The 25,967-nt window shown below is 41.9% G+C and carries 23 protein-coding genes; 20 read left to right on the top strand and 3 right to left on the bottom strand.

The genetic code is table 11. From position 1 onward, the window contains the following. The first annotated feature begins 171 nt into the window (after positions 1-171). The 11 genes from ADG03_RS08405 (at position 172) to ADG03_RS08355 (ending at position 13,028) form a co-directional block, all read left to right on the top strand. The gene (locus tag ADG03_RS08405; RefSeq protein ID WP_049472119.1) at positions 172-1,542 is read left to right on the top strand and encodes a UDP-N-acetylmuramoyl-tripeptide--D-alanyl-D-alanine ligase; all 1,371 of its coding nucleotides are present in this window, start codon (positions 172-174) and stop codon (positions 1,540-1,542) included. Further along, on the top strand, positions 1,532-2,143 hold the full coding sequence (locus tag ADG03_RS08400) for an NUDIX hydrolase (protein ID WP_049472120.1): 612 nt from the start codon (positions 1,532-1,534) through the stop codon (positions 2,141-2,143). Before ADG03_RS08405 ends, ADG03_RS08400 begins: the two co-directional genes overlap by 11 nt. A gap of 30 nt (positions 2,144-2,173) precedes the next feature. Then, a complete protein-coding gene (locus ADG03_RS08395) occupies positions 2,174-2,875 on the top strand; it encodes a YwaF family protein (protein WP_003006289.1) in 702 nt (233 codons plus the stop codon). A 25-nt stretch (positions 2,876-2,900) separates the two neighbouring features. Next, a complete protein-coding gene (locus tag ADG03_RS08390; RefSeq protein WP_003006292.1) occupies positions 2,901-3,587 on the top strand; it encodes a YwaF family protein in 687 nt (228 codons plus the stop codon). 13 nt (positions 3,588-3,600) lie between these two features. Beyond that, on the top strand, positions 3,601-4,281 hold the full coding sequence (locus ADG03_RS08385; protein WP_003006294.1) for a YwaF family protein: 681 nt from the start codon (positions 3,601-3,603) through the stop codon (positions 4,279-4,281). A 58-nt stretch (positions 4,282-4,339) separates the two neighbouring features. Then, positions 4,340-6,265: a DUF2207 domain-containing protein gene (locus ADG03_RS08380; protein ID WP_049472121.1), complete on the top strand. Its 1,926-nt coding sequence runs from the start codon at positions 4,340-4,342 to the stop codon at positions 6,263-6,265. A gap of 185 nt (positions 6,266-6,450) precedes the next feature. Beyond that, positions 6,451-7,998, top strand: a complete 1,548-nt coding sequence (locus ADG03_RS08375; protein ID WP_049472122.1) for a peptide chain release factor 3 — start codon at positions 6,451-6,453, stop codon at positions 7,996-7,998. A 78-nt stretch (positions 7,999-8,076) separates the two neighbouring features. Then, positions 8,077-8,457, top strand: coding sequence for a PH domain-containing protein (locus ADG03_RS08370; protein ID WP_003015210.1), 381 nt, complete (start codon positions 8,077-8,079; stop codon positions 8,455-8,457). A gap of 40 nt (positions 8,458-8,497) precedes the next feature. Continuing rightward, positions 8,498-9,406 carry a magnesium transporter CorA family protein gene (locus ADG03_RS08365; RefSeq protein ID WP_049472123.1) on the top strand — a complete coding sequence of 303 codons (909 nt, stop codon included), beginning with the start codon at positions 8,498-8,500 and terminating at the stop codon, positions 9,404-9,406. 805 nt (positions 9,407-10,211) lie between these two features. Then, positions 10,212-11,783 (top strand): degradosome RNA helicase CshA, encoded by a 1,572-nt coding sequence (cshA, locus tag ADG03_RS08360; protein WP_049472124.1) that lies wholly within the window; start codon positions 10,212-10,214, stop codon positions 11,781-11,783. 351 nt (positions 11,784-12,134) lie between these two features. After that, positions 12,135-13,028, top strand: a complete 894-nt coding sequence (locus ADG03_RS08355; protein ID WP_049472125.1) for an aldose 1-epimerase family protein — start codon at positions 12,135-12,137, stop codon at positions 13,026-13,028. A 16-nt stretch (positions 13,029-13,044) separates the two neighbouring features. Here ADG03_RS08355 and ADG03_RS08350 read toward each other — a convergent pair whose 3' ends face one another. From ADG03_RS08350 to ADG03_RS08340, 3 genes are all read right to left on the bottom strand, one after another. Next, a complete protein-coding gene (locus ADG03_RS08350; protein ID WP_049472126.1) occupies positions 13,045-13,308 on the bottom strand; it encodes a GIY-YIG nuclease family protein in 264 nt (87 codons plus the stop codon). Then, on the bottom strand, positions 13,298-14,044 hold the full coding sequence (locus tag ADG03_RS08345; RefSeq protein WP_049472127.1) for a tRNA1(Val) (adenine(37)-N6)-methyltransferase: 747 nt from the start codon (positions 14,042-14,044) through the stop codon (positions 13,298-13,300). Before ADG03_RS08345 ends, ADG03_RS08350 begins: the two co-directional genes overlap by 11 nt. 234 nt (positions 14,045-14,278) lie before the next feature. Continuing rightward, positions 14,279-16,618 (bottom strand): cation-translocating P-type ATPase, encoded by a 2,340-nt coding sequence (locus tag ADG03_RS08340; RefSeq protein ID WP_049472128.1) that lies wholly within the window; start codon positions 16,616-16,618, stop codon positions 14,279-14,281. A 175-nt stretch (positions 16,619-16,793) separates the two neighbouring features. Here ADG03_RS08340 and ADG03_RS08335 point away from each other — a divergent pair, with 175 nt between their 5' ends. From ADG03_RS08335 to ADG03_RS11795, 9 genes are all read left to right on the top strand, one after another. Continuing rightward, positions 16,794-17,540, top strand: coding sequence for a lysophospholipid acyltransferase family protein (locus ADG03_RS08335; protein WP_049472129.1), 747 nt, complete (start codon positions 16,794-16,796; stop codon positions 17,538-17,540). 66 nt (positions 17,541-17,606) lie between these two features. After that, on the top strand, positions 17,607-18,275 hold the full coding sequence (locus tag ADG03_RS08330) for a helix-hairpin-helix domain-containing protein (RefSeq protein WP_049472130.1): 669 nt from the start codon (positions 17,607-17,609) through the stop codon (positions 18,273-18,275). Beyond that, positions 18,256-20,502: a DNA internalization-related competence protein ComEC/Rec2 gene (locus ADG03_RS08325; RefSeq protein WP_049472131.1), complete on the top strand. Its 2,247-nt coding sequence runs from the start codon at positions 18,256-18,258 to the stop codon at positions 20,500-20,502. Before ADG03_RS08330 ends, ADG03_RS08325 begins: the two co-directional genes overlap by 20 nt. Positions 20,503-20,577: 75 nt before the next feature. Continuing rightward, the gene (locus tag ADG03_RS08320) at positions 20,578-21,180 is read left to right on the top strand and encodes a DUF805 domain-containing protein (RefSeq protein WP_049472132.1); all 603 of its coding nucleotides are present in this window, start codon (positions 20,578-20,580) and stop codon (positions 21,178-21,180) included. Between the two features lie 23 nt (positions 21,181-21,203). Beyond that, positions 21,204-22,238: a DNA polymerase III subunit delta gene (holA, locus tag ADG03_RS08315; RefSeq protein ID WP_049472133.1), complete on the top strand. Its 1,035-nt coding sequence runs from the start codon at positions 21,204-21,206 to the stop codon at positions 22,236-22,238. Between the two features lie 88 nt (positions 22,239-22,326). Continuing rightward, complete coding sequence (gene sodA, locus ADG03_RS08310) at positions 22,327-22,932, top strand: superoxide dismutase SodA (protein ID WP_003006336.1); 606 nt, start codon at positions 22,327-22,329, stop codon at positions 22,930-22,932. 210 nt (positions 22,933-23,142) lie between these two features. Beyond that, complete coding sequence (locus ADG03_RS08305) at positions 23,143-24,615, top strand: helicase HerA-like domain-containing protein (RefSeq protein WP_049472134.1); 1,473 nt, start codon at positions 23,143-23,145, stop codon at positions 24,613-24,615. Between the two features lie 98 nt (positions 24,616-24,713). Continuing rightward, the gene (locus tag ADG03_RS08300) at positions 24,714-25,781 is read left to right on the top strand and encodes a serine hydrolase (protein WP_049472135.1); all 1,068 of its coding nucleotides are present in this window, start codon (positions 24,714-24,716) and stop codon (positions 25,779-25,781) included. Continuing rightward, positions 25,782-25,967: hypothetical protein (locus tag ADG03_RS11795; RefSeq protein ID WP_204373413.1), on the top strand; the 186-nt coding region annotated here is incomplete at its 3' end.

Genomic DNA, 25,967 nt, shown 5'->3' with positions numbered 1-25,967 from the left:
TAGTAGAGCCCACTCAACCACTGCGTCTTGCTCGACAATCCAAAAACAATCAAGAGGTTAGGACTTCTGTCCCAGCCACTTTTTTTGTGGTCTAGAATATGGTATAATGAGAAGAATTTGATAGGAGCGTCCAAATTTTTGAAGACGCTACGGAGAACTGAGGAGTCGGATATGAATCTCACATTACATGAAGTTGCTCATCTAGTACATGCAAAAAATGATATCAGCCAATTTGAAGATGTGGCCCTCGTCAAGCCTGAATTTGACAGCCGTTTGATTGGGCCTGGAGATCTGTTTGTTCCTTTAAAGGGAGCGCGTGATGGTCATGACTTTATTGAGACTGCTTTTGAAAATGGAGCTGTAGCCACTTTTTCAGAGAAAGTGGTAGAAGGCCACCCTTATATTTTGGTGGAAGATGTATTGAGCGCTTTTCAAACACTAGCTGCAGCCTATCTTCAAAAGACAAAAGTGGATGTTTTTGCAGTGACGGGGTCAAATGGTAAAACCACCACAAAAGATATGTTGGCACAGCTTTTGTCCACTACTTACCTGACCTATAAAACACAAGGGAACTATAATAACGAAATTGGTCTGCCTTATACGGTTTTGCATATGCCAGAAGGGATAGACAAACTCGTCCTTGAAATGGGGCAAGACCATCTAGGAGATATCCATCTCTTGTCAGAACTGGCGCATCCAAAAGCTGCTATTGTCACCTTGATTGGGGAAGCCCATTTGGAATTCTTTAAAGATCGAAGTGAGATCGCAAAAGGAAAACTCCAGATTGCGGACGGGATGCCAGAAGGCGGTCTTCTGGTAGTTCCAGCTGATCCGATCGTCAATGCCTACCTCCCTGAAAATCAAACAGTCGTTCGCTTTGGGCCAGACGAGGAGATTTTTATTACTGAGTTAATTGAGCGAAAGGATAGCTTAACTTTCCGAGCTAATTTCTTAGAAGAAGCGATTGATCTTCCGGTAACAGGAAAATACAATGCGACCAATGCCATGATTGCAGCTTATGTTGCTTTGAAAGAAGGAGTGAGTGAAGCTGCGATTCGTGACAGTTTTGAAACCTTGCAATTGACGCGCAACCGGACAGAATGGAAGAAGGCCAGTAACGGAGCGGATATCCTATCCGATGTCTACAATGCCAATCCAACGGCTATGCGCCTAATCTTAGAAACTTTCTCTACCATTCCTGCTAATCCAAATGGTCGAAAATTAGCCGTCCTGGCAGATATGAAAGAACTAGGGGAGCAATCCATTGATCTGCACAATCAAATGATCCTCAGCCTGTCGCCGGATGTTTTGGATACGGTTATTTTCTACGGCCAAGACATTGCAGGATTGGCTCAGTTAGCGAGCCAGATGTTCCCACTCGGACATGTCTATTATTTCAAGAAGACAGCTGAGGAAGATCAGTTTGAGGACATGGTCAAACAAGTCAAGGAAAGCTTGAAAGAGCAAGACCAAATCCTTATCAAGGGAAGCAATTCCATGAATCTGGCAAAATTGGTAGAGGAATTGGAGAATGGTAAGTAATAATGTACTGAAGGACATTCAGCGCTTGATTTCAATCACCAATACAGGCTTAGCATTCTCAAAAGATCCATTTGATCAAGAGCGCTACCAGGATATTCGTGAAATTTTACAGGATCTTGTGAGAGAAACGACTGATCTGAATTCACAAGAATTATCGGATTTGTTTCGACCGACAAACTATTATGACACCCCCTTAATTGATGTTAGGGCTTGGATTGTCAAAGATAGAAAACTTTGTCTGGTGAAAGGTCAGGGAGAAGAGACCTGGGCTTTGCCGGGTGGTTTTGGTGAGGTTGGCTATTCTCCGACGGAAAACATTTTAAAGGAAATCCAAGAAGAAACGGGCTATGTAGCACGTGTCAATCGCTTGTTGGCAGTATTTGATACCAATCGCTACCAATTGCAAAGCCGCCAATATGTGAAATTGGTATTTGAATGTGAATTGCTGGATGGAAGTTTTCAACAGAATCAGGAAATTTCCGATCTTGCATTTTTTGAGAGAGAGAAAATGCCTGCTCTTTCTACCAAGCGCAATACAGAAGAACAATTGAACTTCCTTTGGGAGGTCTATGATGGGAAACGAGATTTGTATTGTGATTAAAAACGATCTATAAATTAAAGGGATATAAAAATGACACTTTGGGATTTATTGTTTACGAACCAAAAATCAGCCCCGCCTGAGTTTGGACTCTGGTATTTTTTCCTACCAGTTTCCTTGTTGGTGGTTGGCTACTTTTCTATCAAATATGCGCAGTCAAAAAGCTACCAACGCTTTTGGTACTGGGCACAATTGATTCAAGTCCTGACCATCAATGCTTGGTATATTCTAGCCCACATGCCTTTGACAGATAATTTGCCTTTTTATCATTGTCGCTTGGCTATGCTTGCGATCCTCTTTGCACCGAGAGGGACCTATATCAAGCAATATTTTGCCTTGTTGGGAGTTCTAGGATCCATTGCGGCCTTGGTTTATCCAGCCTTTGACCCCTTCCCCTTCCCCCATATTACTGTGCTCAATCTGATTTTTAGTCACTGGGCCTTGTTTGCCAATAGTTTGATTTACCTGCAAGATTTTTATCAGTCGGAAAAGCAAGATAGCTTACGAATTGTTAAGATCACCTTTGGCATGAATGCAGTCATCTTTTTGGTCAACCTTTTGACCAGAGGAGATTACGGCTTCTTACGACGTCCACCAATCATTGGAGACCACGGTGCTCTCTTTAACTACCTCTTGGTCAGCATCGTGATGGTAGCTGGTATTTGCTTGGTCAATCAACGCTATAAATACAAATACAAGATGGTCGAAGAGAGTATCGTTTCGCGTTCAGAATAAAAAGAGCAGATAAGGGAAAGAAATCATGACACTTTGGGACTTATTTTTCACCAGTCAACCAACGGCCCCTCCTCAATTAGGAGTCTGGTATTTCTTATTGCCGACTTCATTGGTGGTAGTGGGAGTTCTGTCCATTCGATTTGCTCACTCTAAAGCCTACCAAAACTTTTGGTATTGGGGGCAGTTGATCCAGTTGCTTATCATCAACTCTTGGTATCTAGCTGCTCGCTTGCCTCTTTCAGAGAGTCTTCCCTTCTATCATAGCCGGATGGCTATGTGGATTATTCTCTTAGCTCCTAAGAGCAGCTTCAAGCAATATTTTGCCCTCGTGGGAGTCTTTGGCTCCATTATGGCCTTGGTTCATCCCGTCTTTTATCCCTACCCTTTTCCTCACGTATCCTCGATCAACAATGTCTTTGGTCACTGGGCTCTCTTGGCCAACTGTTTGATCTATCTGGTTCAATCCTACCAGGTGGAAGAAGGGGCTGTTTGGAAAATCTGTCAGATGACGTTTGGGATCAATGCCATTATTCAGCTTGCGAATCTCGCAACAGGTGGAAACTACGGCTTTATGCGTCGGCCTCCTGTGATCGGTGACCATGGCCTTGTGCTCAACTATTTCATCGTGACAGTTCTCATGACGGGGACACTGATTTTCATCAATACGATCGTTCAGTACAGTAAGAAAAGAAGAATACCTAAATCTGTTTAAATAAGGAGATTTTATGCATCATTTTTTCACTACAGAATCAACAGCACCACCAGCAATCTCAGCACTTTGGTATAGTGTGATGGTCTTGTTCGTTGTGACAGCGATTATGATGTCACTTCGCTATTATCAGAATGAGCAATTTCGCAAATGCTTTCAATACTTACAAGGCTTCCAGTTAATTTGCTTGTATCTTTGGTATTTTGCCTACCACATTCCTTGGTCCAATAGCTTACCATTTTATCATTGCCGTTTGGCCATGTTTGCGGTCTTGTTTTTACCAGACCGCTGGAAAAGTAAACAGTTCTTTGCCTTGATGGGAGTGAGTGGAGCCATCTTTGCCTTGGGTTATCCAGTCTTTGATCCCTATACTTTCCCTCATATTACAAGCTTTTCTTTCCTCCTCGGACATTACTGTCTTTTAATCAATTCCTTGATTTATCTCTTGAGATGGTATGATCGAAACCTCTTAAAAAATAGTCAGATTGTTCTCTATACCTTTGCCTTAGATTTATTCCTGGTTGGAGTCAATCAATTGACGGGAGGAAATTATGGCTTGATGGCCCGCCCTCCGATTATGAGAGGGGATAAGGTGTGGCTCAACTATCTGGTTGTATCCAGTATTTTAGCTCTTGCTTTATTACTCTTTAATCAGTTCTTCAGTCGCAGAAGTGAGCGGGTGAAAGTGAGAAAATAACAAGTAGGAAGGTTGGGATATCTCGGTCTCAACCCTGTTTTATATTAAAGGAGAATATATGAAGCGTTTCTTGCTAATGATTTCCCTCATTTGGAGTTTGGTTTGTACAATCACGATCGCACATGCAGATGATGAAGTTCGCTATTCGATTGAATCCTATGTAGGACACCTCCAATTGCAGGAAGATAGCCAAGCAACATTTACACAAGAGATTACCTATCAGTTTCAGACAGGCTATCATGGTCAATATGTGACCCTAGGAAGCGCAGATCCTCTTCCAAAAGGGTTTAAGATTCATCGTCATCCTGAGGTGGAAGCCTATGTGGATGGGGAAAAACGTGCGATTCGTGTAGAGGAGACAGACCTGGAAGATGGTCGGCAATTAAAAATATACAATGCCCGTATCGTCGGAGGAACGGTCAAGATCAAAGTAAAATGGAAGATTGATCATCTCTTGACTTTCTACAAGGATATTGCAGAACTGAATTGGTTTCCTATTTCAGATGGAGATGAGAAAGTCGCGAAATTAGATTTTTATGTAGATGGCTTGGATGCCAAGCAGGGAAAACTGTATGCCCATACTGGTTACTTTAATCCACCAGCCCAAGTCGAACGGACTGCAACTGGTTATCATATTTGGACAAAGGATTTTCCAAAAAATGGTAAGCTCGAACTGCATGCCTATTGGCCAATGACAGAGGCCCTGCGTCGAGACCAAGCAAATGAGATTAACAAGGGAAATGGAAAAGAGAAATTTCTCAAAAAAGAGAAATCCATTGAACAAAAAACGTTCCTCTATCGGACCCTTCTACTCAAGGTCGTTCCAATTGTATCGGTTCTTTTATTTATCCTAGCTTTCATTCCATGGATCCGGTATTTTATCAGTACCAGAACTCGTCGGATTGCAAAAGGAGTACGATTATACGAACCACCACAGAATTTACCTCCTCTTGTCCTAGCTAAGGCACTGTATCAACTTGATTTTGAACGGATGGTGATGTCTAGAGAGAAGGGGCAACTAAAATTTAATCATCTCATCCAGGCAACTATGTTAGATCTTATTGATCGAGGAAATCTTCGGTTGACTAGGGATGAAAATGGGGAAACCTTGACCTGTCTCCATTATGAAGGCTTGGCTGATTTTGAATTGAAGTTTATTGAAATGATCTTTGATCAAGAATCTCAAATCAATATCAGTGAAGTATTTTCAAGGTATAAAATCGACAAAGTAGCCCTAAAAAAAGACTTTCGAGCTGCTAAATCAGACACCCAACGAGACCGTATTCGAAAGGTCGGAAATGACGTTCAATCACTGTTAAAAAAAGATGCCCAGCAATTGTCAAAAGGGGTAGAGAAGGAGATTGCGAAATTAGGATTGCCTTCTTATTTTAGAGACTTATCTGAAAAAGAAGAAGCTTTTTCAAAAACAGGCTGTGCCTTACATTTTTGGCTCTTACTGATCTTATTTGTGAGCATGTGTTTCTTATCTTTTGGATTTGGTTCCCACCTATCTTCCTTCTATTTTTGGATGATTGTATTGTTGGTCGTCTTCTTCATTCCATTTTATATTCTTGTGAAAATTCGCGAAGAACATCTCCAATCCTTAGAGAACTTGGATGAACAATTTGAATGGATGGCCTTTCGAAATATGATCGAAAGTATTCCAAATTTCAATCAAGCAGAACTGGAGAGTGTTGTTCTATGGAATCGTATCCTAGTCTATGCAACTATGTATGGTCAAGCTAAAAAAGTGAGTCAGGTACTCAAAAATCATCAGATTTCCTTGCCATATGAAAACTGGGACACTGTTGTTTGGCTAACGACCTCCTCAAATTCCTTCCTAGACGGCTCTACCTTGATGAGTTATGCTGATGATTCCTATAGCGTTTCAAGCTTCTCTACTAACTCCTCAGATGGCAGTGGTGGCTTTGACGGCGGTGGCTTTTCTGATGGTGGCGGTGGCGGAGGATTTGGAGCCTTCTAACAGTCATGATGAGAGGACTAGAATCTACGGATTTTAGTCTTTCTTTTTGCTCTCAAAGAAGAATCATCGTTGAAAAAAGTGCCTATTTTCGCTATAATAGGAGAGATAGAGAAATTGAGGAGAGATCCGATGTAAAGATGAATTTGTAAATTTATCAGAAAATAAAAAGAGAAAGAATTAGGAATATGAACGTACAAGAAGAGATTAAAAAACGCCGTACCTTTGCCATTATCTCCCACCCGGATGCTGGTAAAACGACGATTACAGAGCAGTTGCTCTACTTTGGGGGAGAGATTCGGGAAGCCGGTACCGTAAAAGGGAAGAAAACAGGAAACTTTGCTAAATCTGACTGGATGGATATTGAGAAACAACGTGGGATTTCGGTAACCTCATCTGTTATGCAGTTCGACTATGATGGCAAACGGGTCAATATCCTTGATACGCCAGGGCACGAGGACTTCTCAGAAGATACTTATCGGACCTTGATGGCGGTGGATGCTGCCGTCATGGTGGTAGACTCTGCCAAAGGGATTGAGGCTCAAACCAAGAAATTGTTTGAGGTTGTGAAACACCGTGGCATTCCCGTCTTTACCTTTATGAATAAGCTAGACCGGGACGGTCGTGAGCCACTGGATCTCTTACAAGAATTGGAAGAAGTCTTAGGTATCGCCAGTTACCCAATGAACTGGCCGATCGGGATGGGGAAAGCCTTTGAGGGACTCTATGATCTTTATAACCAACGTTTGGAACTCTACAAAGGGGATGAACGTTTTGCGAGTCTAGAAGACGGAGACAAGCTCTTTGCCAACAACCCCTTCTATGAGCAAGTAAAAGATGATATCGAACTCTTGCAAGAAGCTGGAAATGAATTTTCAGAAGAAGCCATCCTTGCGGGTGAATTGACTCCCGTCTTCTTCGGCTCAGCCTTAACCAATTTTGGAGTACAGACTTTCTTGGAAACCTTCCTCAAGTTTGCCCCGGAGCCACACGGCCACAAGAAGACAGATGGAGAACTTGTCGATCCTTATGACAAGGATTTCTCAGGCTTTGTCTTTAAAATCCAAGCCAATATGGATCCTCGTCACCGCGACTGGATCGCCTTTGTGCGGATCGTATCTGGCGAATTTGAGCGTGGGATGAGCGTCAACCTGCCTCGTACTGGTAAGGGTGCTAAGTTATCTAACGTAACTCAATTTATGGCCGAAAGCCGTGAAAATGTCAGCAATGCTGTAGCAGGAGACATCATCGGGGTTTACGATACCGGTACTTATCAGGTTGGAGATACTTTGACAGTGGGCAAAAACAAGTTTGAATTTGAACCCCTGCCAACCTTTACGCCTGAAATCTTCATGAAAGTGTCAGCTAAGAACGTCATGAAGCAAAAATCCTTCCACAAAGGGATTGAGCAATTGGTGCAAGAAGGAGCTATTCAGCTCTATACCAATTACCAAACAGGTGAATACATGCTTGGTGCCGTTGGTCAACTTCAGTTTGAAGTCTTTAAGCACCGGATGGAAAATGAATACAATGCCGAAGTGGTCATGAGCCCAATGGGTAAAAAGACCGTTCGCTGGATCAAACCAGAAGACTTAGATGAGCGCATGTCTTCAAGCCGAAACATCTTGGCGAAGGACCGCTTTGACCAACCAGTCTTCCTCTTTGAAAACGACTTTGCCCTCCGTTGGTTTGCGGATAAGTATCCAGACGTTGAGCTGGAAGAAAAGATGGGGTAAGGAACGATTCAAAACCGATCCATAACAATAGAATAAGAAGACGAAAATCTACCCGTTTTCGCTTATAAAGGAGAAACTATGGGATTACTAAGTGGTTTGATGGGCAATGCCTCTCAAAAGAATGTTGATAAAGTAGAAAGAGATCTGGAAGATATCTTGGTGCCGGGAGAGCAAGTCACACTTGCTTTTAGCTTGATTCGTGATTTAATCGTCTTTACAGAGTTTCGTTTGATCTTGGTGGATAAGCAAGGAGTAACAGGAAAGAAAACTTCCTACAAATCCCTTCCTTATCGCTCCATCTCTCGATTTTCAGTAGAAACTTCCGGTCATTTTGATTTGGATGCTGAATTAAAAATCTGGGTCTCTTCAGCAGTGGAACCTTCAGAAGTTTTACAATTCAAGAGTGACAACAGTGTCATTGAAATCCAGCAAGCATTAGCCAGTGCGGTCTTTAAATAAAAAATCATGTTGATAGAGAACAGTTGAGAAAGGAGACGGAATGTTTATCGATAAACAATTGGGTCAAGATCGGAAATGGATCAATATCGACTCGGATTTGATTGCTGAAAATTCATATCTTTATAAAAAATACGATATTGACAAAGAAACCATTGAGTACGCGATGGATAAGAACGAACGTGCCCATATGGATTACAATCGAGAAAACGGAACGATCACCTTTATCTACAATGTATTGGATTTAGAAAAGGACAAGGAATACTACGAAACCATCCCCATGACCTTTATCGTTCAAGATACGCGACTCGTGACCATCAGTAATCAGGACAATGCCTATATCATTGAACAAATGGTTCGCTATTTGGAAAGCCATGGGGAGCTGTCGATCTATAAGTTGCTTTTTGCAGGTCTTGAAATGATCAGTAATGCTTATTATCCGATTATTGATCGCTTAGATAAGCACAAGGATGAACTCAATCGTTTGCTTCGAAAGACAACGACGACCAAGAATCTTTATGCCCTGTCTGACCTTGAGACCGGTATGGTGTATCTGGTCGCGGCAGCCAAGCAAAATCGGATGTTGCTAGAACATATCAAAGCACATGCCATTTATCGCAGGATGAATGATGTTGAAAAAGAGCAGTTTGATGATGCCATGATCGAAGCGCGTCAGTTGGTTTCGATGACTGAGTTAATTTCCAATGTCTTGCAACAGTTGTCAGGATCTTACAACAATATCCTAAACAACAACTTGAATGACAACTTGACCACCCTAACCATCTTTGAAGCCTTGTTGGCGGTCTTAGCCGTTATCACCGGTTTCTTTGGGATGAATATCCCTCTTCCGATGACAGAGGATCCCAATGCTTGGATCTATGTATCCCTATGTAGCTTTATATTGTGGCTCATTTTAGCAAAAGTTATGCGGTGGATTGTGAAAAAAAGATAAAAAAAAAGAGGCTTGGAGAAATCCGAGCCTCTTCGTATCTAGAATAATCTGAGAAATAGGAACCATCTAGACACCTGCCCTCCTCTCCAAAGAAGGGGCAGTGTGAATAGTTCATCGACTGTACAAAATCTTCTTGGAAATAGTAGGAGTAGATTTAATAGTACTGAGTGGTTCTAAATAAATCAGAACTTAGAATAAATCGTTGAATCAGATAAAATGATCCTATTTCTTTATACAGAAATATTTTAGATACTAACTGTATTATACATATTTATTTGTAAAAACGCAAGATAAGAGTTACCAAAAAATAAAAGTTTTCCGATTTTTTTATACTCCAATGATGAAGTATATGAAATGGTCGCAAGAAGAAAACCAGTCCTGGCTAGATTTAGGGGCGTTTTTATAATCTTAAGCTATCTAAGATTTTTTCCTAAAAAATAAAATTAGTCTCCTGTGACTATCATTTGCCTCTTCATTATGTTATACTAGATAAGTTGCAAACTTGTATGAGAGAAATGGTGGGGAGACTGAACAGATGGAAGGCTTCTGTTCGAAAGAAGACTCCCGCAAATAGGATCATGTTGCCTATTTGTTTGAAAAAACGATTCTAGTCAACAACATCCGTTAGGACGCAAAACATTTTTCTCTAAAGAAAATGTAGTCTTAAACAGACGGACTAGTTTTTCTTTAGATGAGTCTTGCGACAGGTAACCGGGAAGATGACTTCCTATGCAATCAGTGCGTATTCGCATTGAAAGAAGTTTGATAAAGTGGCTTCGCACCACTTTTTAGAAAGAAGAAAGAATTGAAATTCAATGAATTTAACTTATCTGCTGAATTATTAGCAGAAATCGAAAAAGCTGGCTTTGTAGAAGCAAGCCCCATCCAAGAACAAACTATTCCTTTGGCCCTTGAAGGAAAAGATGTCATCGGCCAAGCGCAAACAGGGACCGGTAAAACGGCTGCTTTCGGTCTTCCAACTTTGGAGAAGATTGATGTCGATAACACAGTAATTCAAGCCCTTGTTATTGCCCCAACGCGTGAATTGGCGGTTCAAAGTCAGGAAGAACTCTTCCGCTTTGGACGCAGCAAGGGTGTTAAAGTCCGCTCTGTCTATGGTGGATCAAGCATTGAAAAGCAAATCAAAGCCTTGAAGTCAGGTGCTCATATCGTTGTGGGAACCCCTGGACGATTGCTAGATTTGATCAAGCGCAAGGCCTTGAAACTCGATCATATTGAAACCTTGATCTTGGATGAAGCAGATGAAATGCTCAACATGGGCTTTTTGGAAGATATCGAAGCTATCATTAGCCGTGTTCCAGAAACACGTCAAACCTTGCTCTTTTCAGCAACGATGCCAGAAGCGATCAAACGCATTGGTGTTCAGTTTATGAAAGAGCCCGAACACGTTAAGATTGCGGCTAAAGAATTGACCACCGACTTGGTCGATCAATACTATATTCGTGTCAAAGAAGGCGAAAAGTTTGATACCATGACTCGATTGATGGATGTCGAGCAACCGGAGCTTGCCATTGTCTTTGGTCGGACTAAACGCCGGGTCGATGAATTGACGCGTGGCTTAAAGATCCGTGGTTTCCGAGCAGAAGGGATTCACGGAGATTTGGATCAAAACAAACGTCTTCGTGTACTTCGTGACTTTAAAAATGGGAACTTGGACGTTTTGGTGGCAACGGACGTTGCGGCACGTGGTTTGGACATTTCAGGTGTGACCCATGTCTACAACTACGATATTCCACAAGATCCAGAAAGCTATGTTCACCGGATCGGACGGACAGGTCGTGCTGGGAAAACAGGGCAATCCATTACCTTTGTTTCGCCAAATGAAATGGGCTATTTGCAAATCATTGAGAACTTGACCAAAAAGCGGATGAAGGGAATGAAACCTGCAACAGCAGAAGAAGCCTTCCAAGCGAAAAAACAAGTAGCGCTGAAGAAAATTGAGCGAGACTTTGAGGATGAAAAAATCCGAACTAACTTTGAGAAGTTTGGTAAGGATGCTCGCAAATTGGCTGCAGAATTTACTCCTGAAGAATTGGCTATGTATATTTTGAGCTTGACCGTTCAAGATCCAGACAGCCTTCCAGAAGTTGAAATTGCGCGTGAAAAACCATTGCCATTTAAACCATCCGGTGGTGGCTTTGGTGGAAAAGGCAAAAGTGGCCGTGGAAATGGCCGTCGTGGAGACCAACGTCGTGACCGCAATCGCAGAGATGACCGTGAAGGTGGACGCCGTGATTTCAAACGCAAGTCCAATAAAAATAGCCGAGACTTTGAAGGCAAAGGCAACAAACGTCCTCATCGTACTTCCAATGAAAAGAAAAATGGATTTGTTATCCGCAACAAAGGGGATAAATAAGCCCTAAGAACGGTCTAGCAATAGGCCGTTTTTTTAATGAAAATCAAAAATACAAGGGTTAACCAGCTGTTAACCCTTGTATATTTATAAGGAGACCTAAATGATAACTGACTCTTTTAGAAAAAATGTATCATGATAAGGAGCATCCAAAAAAGTCAGACAACAGAAAGAATGAATTCCTAAAACGGAATATTTCTGTTAACATATTAAGTCTACAATTATTTCCAAGCCATGTCAAGGATTTTTTCTTATTTTTTTAAAATTTTTGACTAGAAAAATAAAAATTGACAATCTCTTCTAAAAGGTTATAATGAATATAATAACTATACTAATTATAAAGAGGTGTCGCCCATGGTGATTGCATTAAAAAATGATGATCTAGAAGTACAATTTAAGACATTTGGAGGGGAATTGAGCTCTATTCGAAGTAAAGAAGGCATAGAATATCTCTGGCAGGGGGATCCAGAGTATTGGTCAGGACAAGCGCCCGTTCTGTTTCCGATTTGCGGGAGCGTTCGTAATGGCCAAGTACAGTATCATCTAAAAGATGGAGTGAAGACAGGCCAGCTTCCAAGACACGGCCTCATTCGCAAGAGAGAGTTTGAACTCAAAGAACAAACAGACCATCGTCTTGTCTTTGAAATCACCTCTAACGACGAGAGCTTACAAAATTATCCCTACCATTTTCGAGTGGAAATCGATTATGAATTGAAAGGGAAAGAAATCACCATCACCTATCGTGTACAAAATCTAGAGTCTGATCAAGTCATGCCTTATTTCATTGGAGGGCATCCAGCCTTTTATTGTCCCCTTTTAGCAGATGAAGACTATGAAGACTACGAGTTGATTTTTGAAAAAGAAGAAACCTGTAGCGTCCCTCTCTTGTTCACAGAAACTGGATTGGTCGATCGCCTGCAGCGGACGCCATTTTTTGATCATAAGCGTAGCCTACCTTTGCGACATGAACTATTTGAAAAAGATGCCATTATTTTAGATCAGTTAGCCTCTAAATCTGTGAAGCTTATCTCGAAAAAATCAGGTAAAGGTTTGGAATTTGATTTTGCAGATTTTGAAAATCTGGTCCTTTGGTCTACTAATAACAAGGGCCCCTTCATTGCCTTAGAGCCTTGGACAGGTATTTCCACATCTGCAGAAGAGGGCGATTTCTTCGAAGACAAAAAAGGTGTGATCCAGTTGGACCCTCAAGAGACACGGAGTCACCAGTACCGTATCACCATTTTGTAAATGAAAAACCGTTGGACTATGGAGTCCGACGGTTCTTTTTGATATAGTTTAGTTTTGCTTGGCGCGATTTCTTTTTAAAGAGAGCTTCGGCAGACATCGCAGAGGGTTTATCTGGATAGGATTCTTTGTAAAGAAGTTTAACGGGGAGGCGAGCCCGTGTGTATTTGGCTCCTTTTCCAGCATTGTGAGTCTTCAGGCGTTTTTCGACATCCGTGGTATAGCCAGTGTAGAGAGAGCCATCCGCACACTCTAAAACATACATGTAAGCCTTAGTTTCCATAGTAGATCTCATGAATCTCATCTGTATAGCTGCCATCTTCATTGTGAATAAAGAGAGGAGGCAGAATTTTTAACCCATCCAGTGAGCCATCCTTGATCGCCTCAATCAATAACATATTCGCCTCTTTGGTCACTTTTGGATAGACAAACTGGATCCGCTTAGGTGCAAGATTATAGCGCTTCATGGTTTCGATGATATCCAAAAAGCGATCTGGACGATGGACCATCGCTAAGCGACCATTTGATTTGAGAACCCGCTGGGCCACATGGCAAATCTCATCTAAATTGGTGGTAATTTCATGCCGGGCTAAGAGGTAGTGTTCACTCTCATTGAGATTGGAATGCTCATCAACCTTGAAATAAGGGGGATTGCAAAGGATGATATCCACCTTACTGCCCTTGATATGTTGAGGCAAATGCTTGAGGTCATCGGTGATCATGGACATTTGCTGGTTCAAATCATTGAGAGTAATGGAGCGGGTAGCCATATCCGCCAGACGTTCCTGAATTTCAACACCAATAATCTGAGCTTCTGTCCGAGTGCTCGCAAAGAGTCCCACGGCCCCATTTCCAGCGCAGAGATCTACGATCAATCCTCGCTTGGGCAATTTTGGAAAGCGTGAGAGCAGGACGCTATCCACGGAGTAACTAAAGACTTCCCGATTTTGTATGATTTTCACATCACTTGAAAAGAGTTGATTGACGCGCTCGCCGTCTTTTAATTCGATATCTGTCATGGCTCTATTATAGCATGAAAAGAGGCTTGGGGAAAGGTGGGCAGAACAGAAAAAGAGAGTGGGACAGAAATCGTTAATTCGTTAGAATTCGATTTCGTCGTCCCACCTCCGCACAGTTGAGTAGGGCTGTAAAANCTGATGAAATCAGCGTAGTAGAGCCCACTCAACCACTGCGTCTTGCTCGACAATCAAAAGACAATTGAGAGGCTAGGACTTTTGTCCCAGCCTCTTTTTTTAATCAAATTCATATTTTTGGAGAATCGTAGTGAGGATAAAGACTCCTGTAAAGATAGCCATCAATGCCAGATAAACTGGGAAAGTAGTGGTTGTAAGGAGTGAAATCTCGATCAAGTTTTTTAGCACGACCGCAGATGCGTAGAATCCTACTACAGAGAAGAGGATGAGGAGGGCCCGCCAGATATTTAGTGGCAGGCAAGCACGGATAACGGATAGGAAACCGATGGATCCAAGTAAGTAGTAGGATACAGTAGACATATCGGCTGCAGACCAACCATGGCTTGCTCCCCAAAGGCGAATAAACAAGACACTAAAGACGACCATCAAGGCGCTTGGTAAGGCTAACAGAAGGGAACGTCTCAAGAAGTGTTTTTCAACCGGTTTGATATTGCGTTCAAAGGTCAACACAAATGGTGGGAATCCTTCGACGAATTGGTCGATCAGGGTGATTTGAATAGGAATGAAAGGGAAAATCAGCAAATAGTTGACGTTAAAGAAGAGAGCACTGGCAATACAGATGATAGCCAAGAGGAAGGAATAGATCGTTTTGATAAAGAAGATTGGAGCGATTCGTCCAATGTTATTCACCACACGACGGCCTTCAAAAAGAATTTCTGGAACGTCATTAAAGTCAGAGTTCAAAAGAACAATATTGGCAATTTGACGGGTTGCAGGATCTCCCTCAGCCATTACGATGGAGCAGTCTGCTTCGCGAAGAGCAAGGATATCATTGACCCCATCTCCTGTCATAGCAGTTGTCCGACCAGCTGCTTTCAAGGTTTGGATAAGCAGTTTTTTCTGGTGAGGGGACACGCGCCCAAAGATAGCTGTTTCTTCTGCTTGATCCACTAATTGATCATCAGAAATTTTTGAACAATCAATGTAGTTCTCATAATTTTTGAAGCCAGCTTGTTGAGCGATATAAGAGACCGTCACAGGGTTGTCACCGGAGATGATTTTGAGATCCACTCCTTGAGAGCGCAAATACTCAAGAGTATCTGAAGCCCCTTCACGAATGGGGTCTGTAATCTCAATAACTGCAATCCCTTCAAGATTTTCAGGCAGTTTCAATTCCTGCATGCTGATCAGTTCTGAACTGTGAGCCAAGACGAGCACGCGCGATCCACGAGCTTGTGCTTCGACGACAGCAGCTGGATTTTCTTTCAGGAGCATTTCAGGAGCACCGAGAAAGACGGTTCCAAGGTTGGATAGGTGCATGGCTCCCCATTTCCGATCACTTGAGAAAGGAATAATATTTTCCGCAGTATAGGCATGCTCCAACTCCCCATAAGCCTTGCGAATAGCTTGAGCAGTAGGATTGGTGTCCTCGCTATTTTGCATGTAAGCTGAAAGGATAACTTTGATGGTTTCCTCAGAAAAATGATCAGATAAGCTATGGAGAGCTTCAACTGTCATCTTCCCTTGGGTGATGGTACCGGTCTTATCAAGGCACAAGGTATCCACACGCGCCAGGGTTTCTACTGAGTACATTTCTTGGACAAGAACCTTGCGCATGCCGAGCTTAATAACCGCTGTCAAAAGAGACGTAACTGTCAGTAAGGCAATTCCTTTTGGCAACATTCCCAGGAGAGCTGTGGAAGAATTCACGACAGAATCTTTGATTGGCAGCATCTTGATCAACAATGCTTCAAAGAAGAGGGCAAGGCCAAATGGAATGATAATTTTACCAGTGAAGCTTGAAATTTTCGCTAAGTTATAAAGAATACGCGAATTGATAGGTTTCAAGGTCTTGGCTTCCATCATTAGTTTGTTGGCATAGTTGTTTGCCCCAACTCGCTTGACACGGGCATAGACTTGACCACTGGCAATATAACTACCAGAAAGCAGTTCATCACCAATTTCTTTTAAGACCAGGTCACTCTCACCAGTCAGCATAGCCTCATTAGCTTCTGCAATACCGGACATGACTTCAGCATCACTAGGGATCTGCTCACCCGAAGACAGAAGCATTAGATCACCTAGGACAAGCTTCTCTGGTGGAATCGCATCTTTTTCCCCGTCTCGAATGACAGTCACCAGCTCACGACTCATGAGATTGAGTTTATCAATCATCCGCTTGGCGCGCATTTCGGTCATAATCCCTGTAATGGCATTGAAGCAAATAACCGCGAAAAAGATCATATTGCTCCAGGCCTGTACAGCAGCCAAGGCTACGGCAATCACAAAGTTTAAGGTATTAAACAAGGTGAAGACGTTGCGCTTGATGATTTGCCAGGTACTGGTACTTGTATTCGTTGTAAAATCATTGGTTTGTCCGCGATCCATTTTCTTGCGGACTTCACTGAGGGATAACCCCTTTAATTCATTCGTTTCCATAGACAATATGATATCATTTTTTTGAGAAAAAGACTATCTAGAATAGGTCCGCTGAGACATTTTTTATCTAAAAAAAGTTTGCGGTCAAAATCAGGTTACGGTATAATGAGAAAGAAGGTTCAATATGATTGACTATCATGTTGAGAGATTAATGAAATGGATTTGAGGAACAACTATGTTTTATACCTATTTACGGGGCCTTGTTGCCTTTATTCTTTGGGTTTTAAATGGGAATGCCCATTACCATCATAAGGACAATATTCCAGATCAGGAAGAGAACTACATATTGGTATCGCCTCACCGGACCTGGTGGGATCCAGTCTATATGGCCTTTGCGACCAAGCCAAAGCAGTTTATCTTTATGGCGAAAAAAGAACTCTTCACCAATCGTATTTTTGGCTGGTGGATTCGTATGTGTGGAGCTTTTCCGATCGACCGTGAAAATCCGGGAGCAGAAGCCATTAAGTATCCTGTCAATATGCTGAAAAAGAGCAACCGTTCCTTGATTATGTTTCCAAGTGGAAGCCGTCATTCTCAAGACGTCAAAGGCGGTGTTGCCATCATTGCCAAAATGGCTAAGGTCCGTATCATGCCAGTGACATATACTGGTCCAAGAGACTTGAAAGGGTTGGCAACGGGTGAACGCATTGATATGAACTTTGGACATCCCATTGATATTTCGGATATTAAAAAGATGAATGACGAAGGAGTGGCAGAAGTTGCCCGTCGTATTCAAGAGGAGTTTGACCGTTTGGATGCGGAGGCGCAAGCGATCAACACCCCAACAAAACCGTTTATCTTGATTCGTTTGTTAAAAATCCTTTTGATTCCTCTTGTCTTAGTCGTGGGCATCTTGACCTTGCTCTTTAGTTACCTAGCCAGCTTTGTATGGGATCCGGACAAACATCGAAAAAACAAGTAAAAAAACTGAGAATTTTTCTCAGTTTTTTTTATTTTTACGAATAATAAAAGTGAGAGGAGGTTTCTTATGGAGGATATCATAGAAAAAATCAAAGAATATAAGCTCTTTTTAGCACTTACAGCTATCGGACTCTTACTTGGAGGGTATTTTCTTTTCCATCGACCTCAGTCGAGTACATCAACAATACCGGATCTCTATCAGACTTCCCGTTCAACTTCGAGCAAAGAAAAGACATCTGCTTCTAGTTCAAGAGAAGAAAATCCGGCTGCTTCAGTGTCTGATGCGCCCGAGATCATTACGGTCGATGTCAAAGGGGCTGTCAAACAACCAGGTGTCTATGAGTTACGCTCTGATAGCAGAGTTCACGATGCCATTCATAAGGCGGGTGGAATGACTGCTGAAGCCAATAGCCAATCGGTCAACTTGGCGCAAAAACTCTCTGATGAAGCAGTGATTTATGTTGCCAAAGAAGGGGAGGATGTTCCAGCACTTGGAAGTTCAGAAAGTCCTGCAACTTCGTCAGCATCAGCAGAAAAAACAGGCAAGGTCCATTTAAATCGAGCGACCGAGTCAGAGCTCCAGACGGTATCAGGCATTGGTCAGAAACGAGCCCAGGACATTATCGCCTATCGCGACGCAAATGGCCCTTTTCGATCAGTGGATGATCTGAAGAATGTTTCAGGAATCGGGGAGAAAACACTGGAGAAATTAAGAGATGCTTTCACGGTGGATTAAAGAGCTCCCTTTTTCGCTTGTACACCTCGCTTTTTTACTTCTTTGGATGTATTTTAGTGTTTATCAACCATCTTGGCTTTCGATCAGCGGTCTAGTAGTGGTGATATGTTTAGTGGTTCATCACTATAAGGAGGATCGCTCAAGTTTGTTGCGTCTTGCTTTAGCAACTCTTTGTTTTGCGGCCTTCTTTGTCTTTCAGAGAGTACTGGATCATTCAGTACAAGTGGAAAGGCAGCCCCCAGCCCATTTGCGCCTGATTCCAGATACTATCAAGATCAATGGGGATGCTCTGTCTTTTCGTGCTAAAAATCAGGGTAGAACTTATCAAGTTTTCTATACTTTAAAATCAGAAAACGAAAAACAGCAGTGGCAAAGTAAAACCCACTTGCTAGAGTTGACGTATAAGGGTGTCATAGAAGAGCCAGAAGGGCAGCGAAATTTTAGAGGTTTTGACTATCGAGCTTATTTGAAGACTCAGGGAATATATCACCAAATTAGAATTGAAACGATCCAATCTGCGCTTCCCATCCAAACGTGGAATGTTTTCGATTGGCTATCTCAATGGAGGCGCCAAGCCATTGTTTGGAGCAAGGAGAGCTTTCCACAGCCAATGAACCAGTATATGACCGGCCTTCTTTTTGGTTATTTAGATACGGATTTTGAGGAGATGGATCAGCTTTACACTAGTTTAGGAATTATTCATTTGTTTGCCTTGTCTGGAATGCAGGTCGGCTTTTTCATTAATGGGATCCGAAAAGCTCTCTTACGTCTAGGAATCTTGCAAGAAACAGTCGATATCTGGACGCTTCCAATCTCTTTGATCTATGCTGGCTTGACAGGTTTTTCTGTTTCAGTCGTTCGCAGTCTCTTACAAAAACTCCTCTCTCAAAAGGGCATCCGAGGGATGGAAAATATGGCGATGACCTTGATGCTCTTAATGATTCTCATGCCCAAGTTTCTCCTGACAGCTGGAGGCGTCTTGAGTTGTGCCTATGCCTTTATTTTGACCTTGGTAAATACTAATTCTTATTCAGGAATTAAAAAGGTGCTAGTGGAAAGTTTCTGGATTAGTCTGGGGATCTTGCCGCTTTTGACCTATTATTTTAGTGTCTTTCAACCATGGTCACTCCCATTAACCTTCCTATTTTCTTTCTTGTTTGATCTTGTTCTCCTTCCAGGGTTAACAGTGCTGTTTATCTTATCGATTCTAAAGCCCCTTACAATTTTTAACAGTTTCTTTCTTCTCATAGAGGAGTGTATTCGTTGGATTTCAAAGCTCACGTCGCTACCGTTGGTATTTGGTCAGCCGACGGGATTAGCTCTGATCGTCCTCTTACTTCTTTTAGGGACCTTATATGATCTTCGAAAGCAAAAAAAACTTCGTTTTCTGTTCATCGGTATGATTCTACTCATCTTTTGTTGGACCAAGCATCCTTTAGAAAATGAGATCACCATGGTGGATATCGGTCAAGGAGACAGTATCTTTTTACGCGATTGGAAAGGAAGGACCATTTTGATTGATGTCGGAGGACGCGTCACTTTTAAAAGTGGAGACAAGTGGCAAGAGCGCAGTCAATCTGCCAACGCGGATAAAACCTTGATTCCCTATCTCAAGAGTCGAGGAGTTGGAAAACTCGATGCTTTGGTCTTGACCCATACAGATCAGGACCATATGGGCGATATGGTAGAGGTTGCCAGACAAATCCCGGTTAAAAAAGTGTATGTCAGTCCAGGCAGTCTAACCAGTTCCAAATTTCAAGAGAAATTGAAACAGCTTCATAGTCCAGTTAAAGTAGTCCAGAGAGGGGATCAACTTCCTATTTTTGATCATCATCTCGAAGTCTTATCTCCTGATGAAGTGGGGGATGGCAAAAATAATGATTCGATTGTCCTCTATGGGCAGTTTTATCAGAAACGGTTTTTGTTTACAGGTGATCTGGAAGAAGCTGGGGAGAAAAAACTATTGGGAAACTATCCCCAATTACAAGTGGATGTTTTGAAAGTAGGCCACCACGGATCGAAAGGTTCCTCTAGTGATGTATTCTTGGATCAGCTACATCCTCAATTGGCCTTAATCTCCGTTGGAAAGAAAAATCGCTACCAGCATCCTCATAAAGAATTGCTTGATCGTTTAGAGGAACGATCCATTTCTTACCTTCGTACCGATGAAAGAGGAGCGATTCGCTTGATTGGGTGGGATCATTGGAGGGTAGAAACGGTTCGCTAGAGATAAGGAGAGGTTTGCTTTCTATGCTGAAAATTGCTATTATAGAAGGTGAAATCAATGTAAAGGTAGAATCGTATGAACGCATTTAAGCAATTTTGGATACAGTATGCAGATTTTTCAAGTAAGACCAGTCGAGCCCATTTTTGGCTAGCTTTTTTCTGGAATTTCCTGATTTCTTTGCCTCTTTGGGTTTTTTACATCGTGACTTCTTTATCCCATCAAAATGCTCAAGAAATACTCAATTTTTCAACTGTTCATTCTAAAACAGGTCTATGGGCACTCGCTTTCTTAGCATTCTTTTACTTCCTCATTTTGGTACCCAGTCAAGCCATTTGTGTACGTCGCTTGCGGGATGCTGGGATCCATTGGTCTTGGATCTTTTTGAACCTTGGTCCGGTTTTACTCTATTTATTGTCAGGGCTAGATATTTTCCTATTTCTTTGGGTGATTACAGTTATTTCTCTCCTGATTCTCATGATGCTTCCAGGAAAAAATACCTTCCCAAAACCAGTAGAAACTCCTATGGGAGTAACTTCTGAACCACAAGTCACCGCGACAGGGGGGAGCTTTGGAGGCAACTCGTTTGAGCAAATTCCTAATTTTGTAGGAGCACCTGATTTGTCCGATGAAAAACCACCATTGGAACAAAAAATGGCTGCTGAACACGAAATCCACTAAACGGATAAAGATAAGAGAGTTTCATGCAAGCAATTACCGACACTAAACATCTGACGGTTCAAACTCTGCCTTCTATTCTTGTCTTGACAGGCGAGGATGTAGGTCAATTTGAATGGTTAAAAAAAGACATTTTAAAAAAAATAGGCTATGATCCCTCAGATTTGAATTATTCTTATTTTGATATGAAGGAAGCCTCTTATGCTGAGGTAGAGCTGGATTTGGTCAGTCTTCCCTTTTTCGCTGATGAAAAAATTGTGATTTTGGATCACTTATTGGATCTGACTACTGCCAAAAAACGCTATTTAACAGATGAAGATCTGAAGCAATTTGAAAACTACCTGGAAAATCCTTCTGAATCGACCCATTTGCTGATCTTTGCAGAAGGAAAATTAGATAGTAAGCGTCGCTTGGTCAAACTCCTAAAACGGGATGCCCAAATCATTGAAGCAGCGACTCCTAAAGAGCAAGAGGTAAAGCGCTATTTTGCAAGCCAAGCCCAAGAATTGGCCCTGCAGTTTGTGGGCGATTCCTTGGACCAACTACTTTTAAAATCTGGCTATGATTTTGGAGAGTTACAGAAGAATCTCGCTCTTTTGCGGGCTTATAAAGAGGATGGTCAGATTACCCTCCAAGATATTGAGGAGGTTGTTCCCAAAACCTTGCAAGATAATATTTTTGATCTGACCCAAATGATTCTCAAACGCCAAATCGATCAAGCCCGGAATTTGGTGAAAGATCTCCGCTTACAAGGAGAAGATGAAATAAAATTGATTGCTATTCTGTTGGGACAATTCCGAATGTTTTCTCAAGTAAAAATATTTTCAGAAGAAGGTCAATCCGAAAGCCAAATCGTAGCGAGCTTGTCAGAGTTGTCAGGACGCAAGGTCAATCCATATCAGGTGAAGTTTGCCTTACGGGATAGCCGCAAGCTTTCCCTGTCCTTTTTGAAGCAGGCCATGATGACCTTCATCGAGACGGATTATGCAATTAAAAGTGGAACGTATGATAAAGACTACTTATTTGATGTGGCACTTTTAAAAGTGGCAAATAGCGTCTAAACATGAATGAAATTGCAAGCAGATTAGTTGAATAATTTAGCTGTTTGCGTTATCATCAAGTCAGTAATAAAGAAAAGAGGACCATAAAATGGCTATCATTTTACCAGAATTACCATATGCTTATGATGCATTGGAACCTTATATCGATGAGGAAACCATGCATTTGCACCATGATAAACACCATCAAACATATGTAAACAATGTGAATGCAGCTCTTGAAAAACATCCTGAAATTGGAGAAGACCTTGAAAGCTTGTTAGCTGATGTTGAATCCATTCCAGCTGATATTCGCCAAGCTGTGATCAACAATGGTGGTGGTCATTTGAACCACGCTCTTTTCTGGGAATTGATGACTCCAGAACAAACAGCTCCTTCAGCAGAACTTGCTGCAGCGATTGATGCTACATTTGGTTCATTTGAAGACTTCAAAGCAGCCTTCACAGCAGCAGCAACGACACGTTTTGGTTCTGGCTGGGCATGGTTGGTTGTCAACAAAGAAGGCAAACTCGAAGTGACTTCAACAGCAAACCAAGATACACCAATCTCTGAAGGTAAAACACCAATCCTTGGTTTGGATGTTTGGGAACATGCTTACTACGTGAAATACCGTAACGTACGCCCTGACTACATCAAAGCTTTCTTCTCAGTGATCAACTGGAATAAAGTTAATGAATTGTTTGCAGCAGCAAAATAACAAAATGAAGGAATCTATAAGAGCAAGTATTGGCTCTTATAGATTTTTTTATGTGCATCCGGAAAATCGGAGTATAATTTCTTGCGTTTGGTCAGGAAAATGATACACTAGTAGGAGTGTGTCTTACTTGTCTGAAGCCTGGTTTGAAGGGCCTAGGCAAGGTAAAGATAAACCTTAAAATGAAAACTGAAACATTCAGGGAGAAATGAAATGACTAGTATTACCATTACTAAAGGAGCCGTTGAGACGCCTATCTATTTGAGGATGTTGAATCGTCATGGCTTGATTGCAGGTGCAACTGGAACAGGAAAAACGGTTACGCTCAAGGTTCTAACAGAAAAATTAAGCAAAGAAGGCATTCCGGTCTTTCTAGCTGATATCAAGGGAGATTTATCTGGCTTAGCCAAAGCTGGGCAATGGACACCAAAACTGGAAGAACGCTACAAGCTTCTTGGTATCACAGATCCGTTTGAACCACAAGCTTTCCCTGTTCGATTGTGGGACGTCTTTGGCCAAGCGGGTCATCCTGTTCGGGCGACTGTCGAAGGGATGGGGTCATTGCTTCTTTCTCGTCTGCTTGATTTGAATGAAACCCAATCAGGAATTCTTGCAATTGTCTTTAAAGTAGCCCAAGAGAAAGATTGGCCTTTGATTGATTTGAAGGACCTGCAAAGCCTTTTAAAGGAAGTCTATGAACACAGTTCAGACTATTCGGCCCAATATGGCAATATCACCAAACAATCTGTCGGAGCCATCCAAAGAAGTCTCTTGGTTCTTGAAGAAGAAGGAGCAGACCAGTTTTTCGGAGAGCCCGCACTTGATTTAAATGACTTCATGCAACTCGATGCATCTGGTCGTGGTTATATCAATATTCTTTCGGCTACAAAGCTCTTTCATTCACCAAAATTGTACTCAACCTTTTTGATTTGGATGCTGTCTCGTCTCTTTGAAACACTTCCAGAGGTTGGGGATCCTGAAAAGCCAAAACTGGTCTTCTTCTTTGATGAAGCGCATCTCCTCTTTAAGGATGCAAGCAAGCTCTTTCTTGAGAAGGTCGAGCAAGTGGTACGCCTGATTCGTTCGAAGGGTGTAGGGATTTACTTTATTACCCAAAATCCTCAAGACCTTCCAGAATCTGTTTTGGCACAGCTTGGAAATCGTGTTCAGCATGCACTTCGAGCTTATACACCCAAAGAAATGAAGGCGATCAAGGTTGCTGCCCAAAGTTTTCGTCCAAATCCAGATTTTGATACAGAAACAGTGATCACAGAATTAGGAACAGGGGAAGCCTTGGTTTCTTTCCTCAATGAAAAGGGACAGCCTAGTGTGGTTGAGCGTGCTTATATTCTCTCTCCTCAATCGAGTTTTGACCTCTTAAATGAGAGTGAACAATTGGCCTTGATCACGACATCGCCTTTCCATCAAAAGTATGCGACGACGATTGATCGAGAATCTGCCTATGAAAAATTAGCAGCTAAAGCAAGCAAGGAAGCACAAGAAAAAGAGCAAAAAGAAGCAGAAAAGGAAGAGGCTGCAGCAGATAAGGCAGCTCAAAAACGTAGTCCGGGTCGTCCAAGAAAATCTAGTCTTGAAAAGGCAAAAGATTCCTTCTTGAGTTCCTTATTCCGGACGATTGCGCGTGAGATCGCTAAGCTAATTATGGGCTCCTTTAAACGGAAATAACCCTTTTATGAAAAGAAAAAAACTTTTTAAAAAGAAACCGTTTTCTCTTTCTGATAATTCTTGTTATTTTCAGTAGAATCTTTTATAATTAATCTCGTATGAAAAAATATTTTAATCTACGCTCGATCATGATTGCGGTCAGTATTTTATTGTGCTTAGTGGGAACAAGCGCACTGGGCTACTTGCATGTTACGCAACCAACAGCATCAGCAATTGAAAAAAAAGAAAAGAAAACAAAAGAAGCAAAAGAAAAAGATATAGAAAAGTCTACGCCTGAGACGAAAAAACCACGTGTCAAATCTCCTGAAGCCAAGCAAGCAGTGGTCGATGCAGACATGGAAACGATGAGTGCTTATGGCCTTGTCTATGATTATGCTAATAAGGGGTTGGTAGAGGTTGTCCAGGATTTCCTAGCGGAAAGTGGAATTGATCCGTCACAAGTTGCCTTCACGTATCGCAATGCCATTACAGGAGAGCAATTTGCTATGAATGATCTTCAACCAATGACGGCAGGAAGTACCTATAAGCTACCGTTGAACATGTTGGTGGTGGATGAGGTCACAAAGGGGAAACTCAATTTAACAGATCGGTTTGACATTAACAATACCTACTATGAATATGTAGGGGAACATGACAATTACGTTGCTGCCTTTGATGGAGCCATGTCTATCCCTGATATGCAACGCTATTCATTAGTTTACTCTGAAAATACCCCAGCCTATGCCTTGGCAGATCGTTTAGGGGGAATGGAGCAAGCGCGCAAGTTATTCAGTCGCTATGGTCAATCTCGCTCACCAGAAGTCAAAACCTTTAGCGAAGATAATAAAACGACAACGGATTATTATATCCATGTCTTGCAATATCTTTGGAATCATCAAGAAAAATATGCAGATTTGTTGGAATTGATTGGGGAATCTTTCCCAGGTGAGTACTATAAGAAATTCTTGCCAGATTTGGTCATTCAACAAAAACCGGGCTATGTTGCGGAAGCGCTCAATGTGGATGCCATTGTCCATGAATCGACCCCTTATTTGGTTGCCATCTATACTGCAGGACTGGGTGGAACGACCCCAGAAAGTTCTGAAATCAGTGGTGTTGGTCTTTATCAGTTGGGAGAACTAGCTTATGTCATCAATGAATGGCATCGTGTGAATATGAATGAATAATTGACGGAAGAGGCTGGGACAAAAGTCCTGGCCTCTTCAATTGTCTTTGGATTATCGAGCAAGACGCAGTGGTTGAGTGGGCTCTACTACGCTGATTTCATCAGCTTTTACAGCCCTACTCAACTATGCGGAGGTAGGACGACGAAATCGAATTCTAACGAATTACCGATTTCTGTCCCACTCTCT

The organism is Streptococcus parasanguinis, assembly GCF_001069785.1.
GTDB lineage: Bacteria > Bacillota > Bacilli > Lactobacillales > Streptococcaceae > Streptococcus > Streptococcus parasanguinis_T.
This window is presented reverse-complemented; position numbering and strand designations above follow the sequence as displayed.

Excerpts from the sequence above, each read along its gene's own strand:
- ADG03_RS08405 (WP_049472119.1), top strand. The coding sequence starts at position 172 with ATGAATCTCACATTACATGAAGTTGCTCATCTAGTACATGCAAAAAAT.
- ADG03_RS08400 (WP_049472120.1), top strand. The coding sequence starts at position 1,532 with ATGGTAAGTAATAATGTACTGAAGGACATTCAGCGCTTGATTTCAATC.
- ADG03_RS08395 (WP_003006289.1), top strand. The coding sequence starts at position 2,174 with ATGACACTTTGGGATTTATTGTTTACGAACCAAAAATCAGCCCCGCCT.
- ADG03_RS08390 (WP_003006292.1), top strand. The coding sequence starts at position 2,901 with ATGACACTTTGGGACTTATTTTTCACCAGTCAACCAACGGCCCCTCCT.
- ADG03_RS08385 (WP_003006294.1), top strand. The coding sequence starts at position 3,601 with ATGCATCATTTTTTCACTACAGAATCAACAGCACCACCAGCAATCTCA.
- ADG03_RS08380 (WP_049472121.1), top strand. The coding sequence starts at position 4,340 with ATGAAGCGTTTCTTGCTAATGATTTCCCTCATTTGGAGTTTGGTTTGT.
- ADG03_RS08375 (WP_049472122.1), top strand. The coding sequence starts at position 6,451 with ATGAACGTACAAGAAGAGATTAAAAAACGCCGTACCTTTGCCATTATC.
- ADG03_RS08370 (WP_003015210.1), top strand. The coding sequence starts at position 8,077 with ATGGGATTACTAAGTGGTTTGATGGGCAATGCCTCTCAAAAGAATGTT.
- ADG03_RS08365 (WP_049472123.1), top strand. The coding sequence starts at position 8,498 with ATGTTTATCGATAAACAATTGGGTCAAGATCGGAAATGGATCAATATC.
- ADG03_RS08355 (WP_049472125.1), top strand. The coding sequence starts at position 12,135 with ATGGTGATTGCATTAAAAAATGATGATCTAGAAGTACAATTTAAGACA.
- ADG03_RS08350 (WP_049472126.1), bottom strand. The coding sequence starts at position 13,308 with ATGGAAACTAAGGCTTACATGTATGTTTTAGAGTGTGCGGATGGCTCT.
- ADG03_RS08345 (WP_049472127.1), bottom strand. The coding sequence starts at position 14,044 with ATGACAGATATCGAATTAAAAGACGGCGAGCGCGTCAATCAACTCTTT.
- ADG03_RS08340 (WP_049472128.1), bottom strand. The coding sequence starts at position 16,618 with ATGGAAACGAATGAATTAAAGGGGTTATCCCTCAGTGAAGTCCGCAAG.
- ADG03_RS08335 (WP_049472129.1), top strand. The coding sequence starts at position 16,794 with ATGTTTTATACCTATTTACGGGGCCTTGTTGCCTTTATTCTTTGGGTT.
- ADG03_RS08330 (WP_049472130.1), top strand. The coding sequence starts at position 17,607 with ATGGAGGATATCATAGAAAAAATCAAAGAATATAAGCTCTTTTTAGCA.
- ADG03_RS08325 (WP_049472131.1), top strand. The coding sequence starts at position 18,256 with ATGCTTTCACGGTGGATTAAAGAGCTCCCTTTTTCGCTTGTACACCTC.
- ADG03_RS08320 (WP_049472132.1), top strand. The coding sequence starts at position 20,578 with ATGAACGCATTTAAGCAATTTTGGATACAGTATGCAGATTTTTCAAGT.
- holA (WP_049472133.1), top strand. The coding sequence starts at position 21,204 with ATGCAAGCAATTACCGACACTAAACATCTGACGGTTCAAACTCTGCCT.
- sodA (WP_003006336.1), top strand. The coding sequence starts at position 22,327 with ATGGCTATCATTTTACCAGAATTACCATATGCTTATGATGCATTGGAA.
- ADG03_RS08305 (WP_049472134.1), top strand. The coding sequence starts at position 23,143 with ATGACTAGTATTACCATTACTAAAGGAGCCGTTGAGACGCCTATCTAT.
- ADG03_RS08300 (WP_049472135.1), top strand. The coding sequence starts at position 24,714 with ATGAAAAAATATTTTAATCTACGCTCGATCATGATTGCGGTCAGTATT.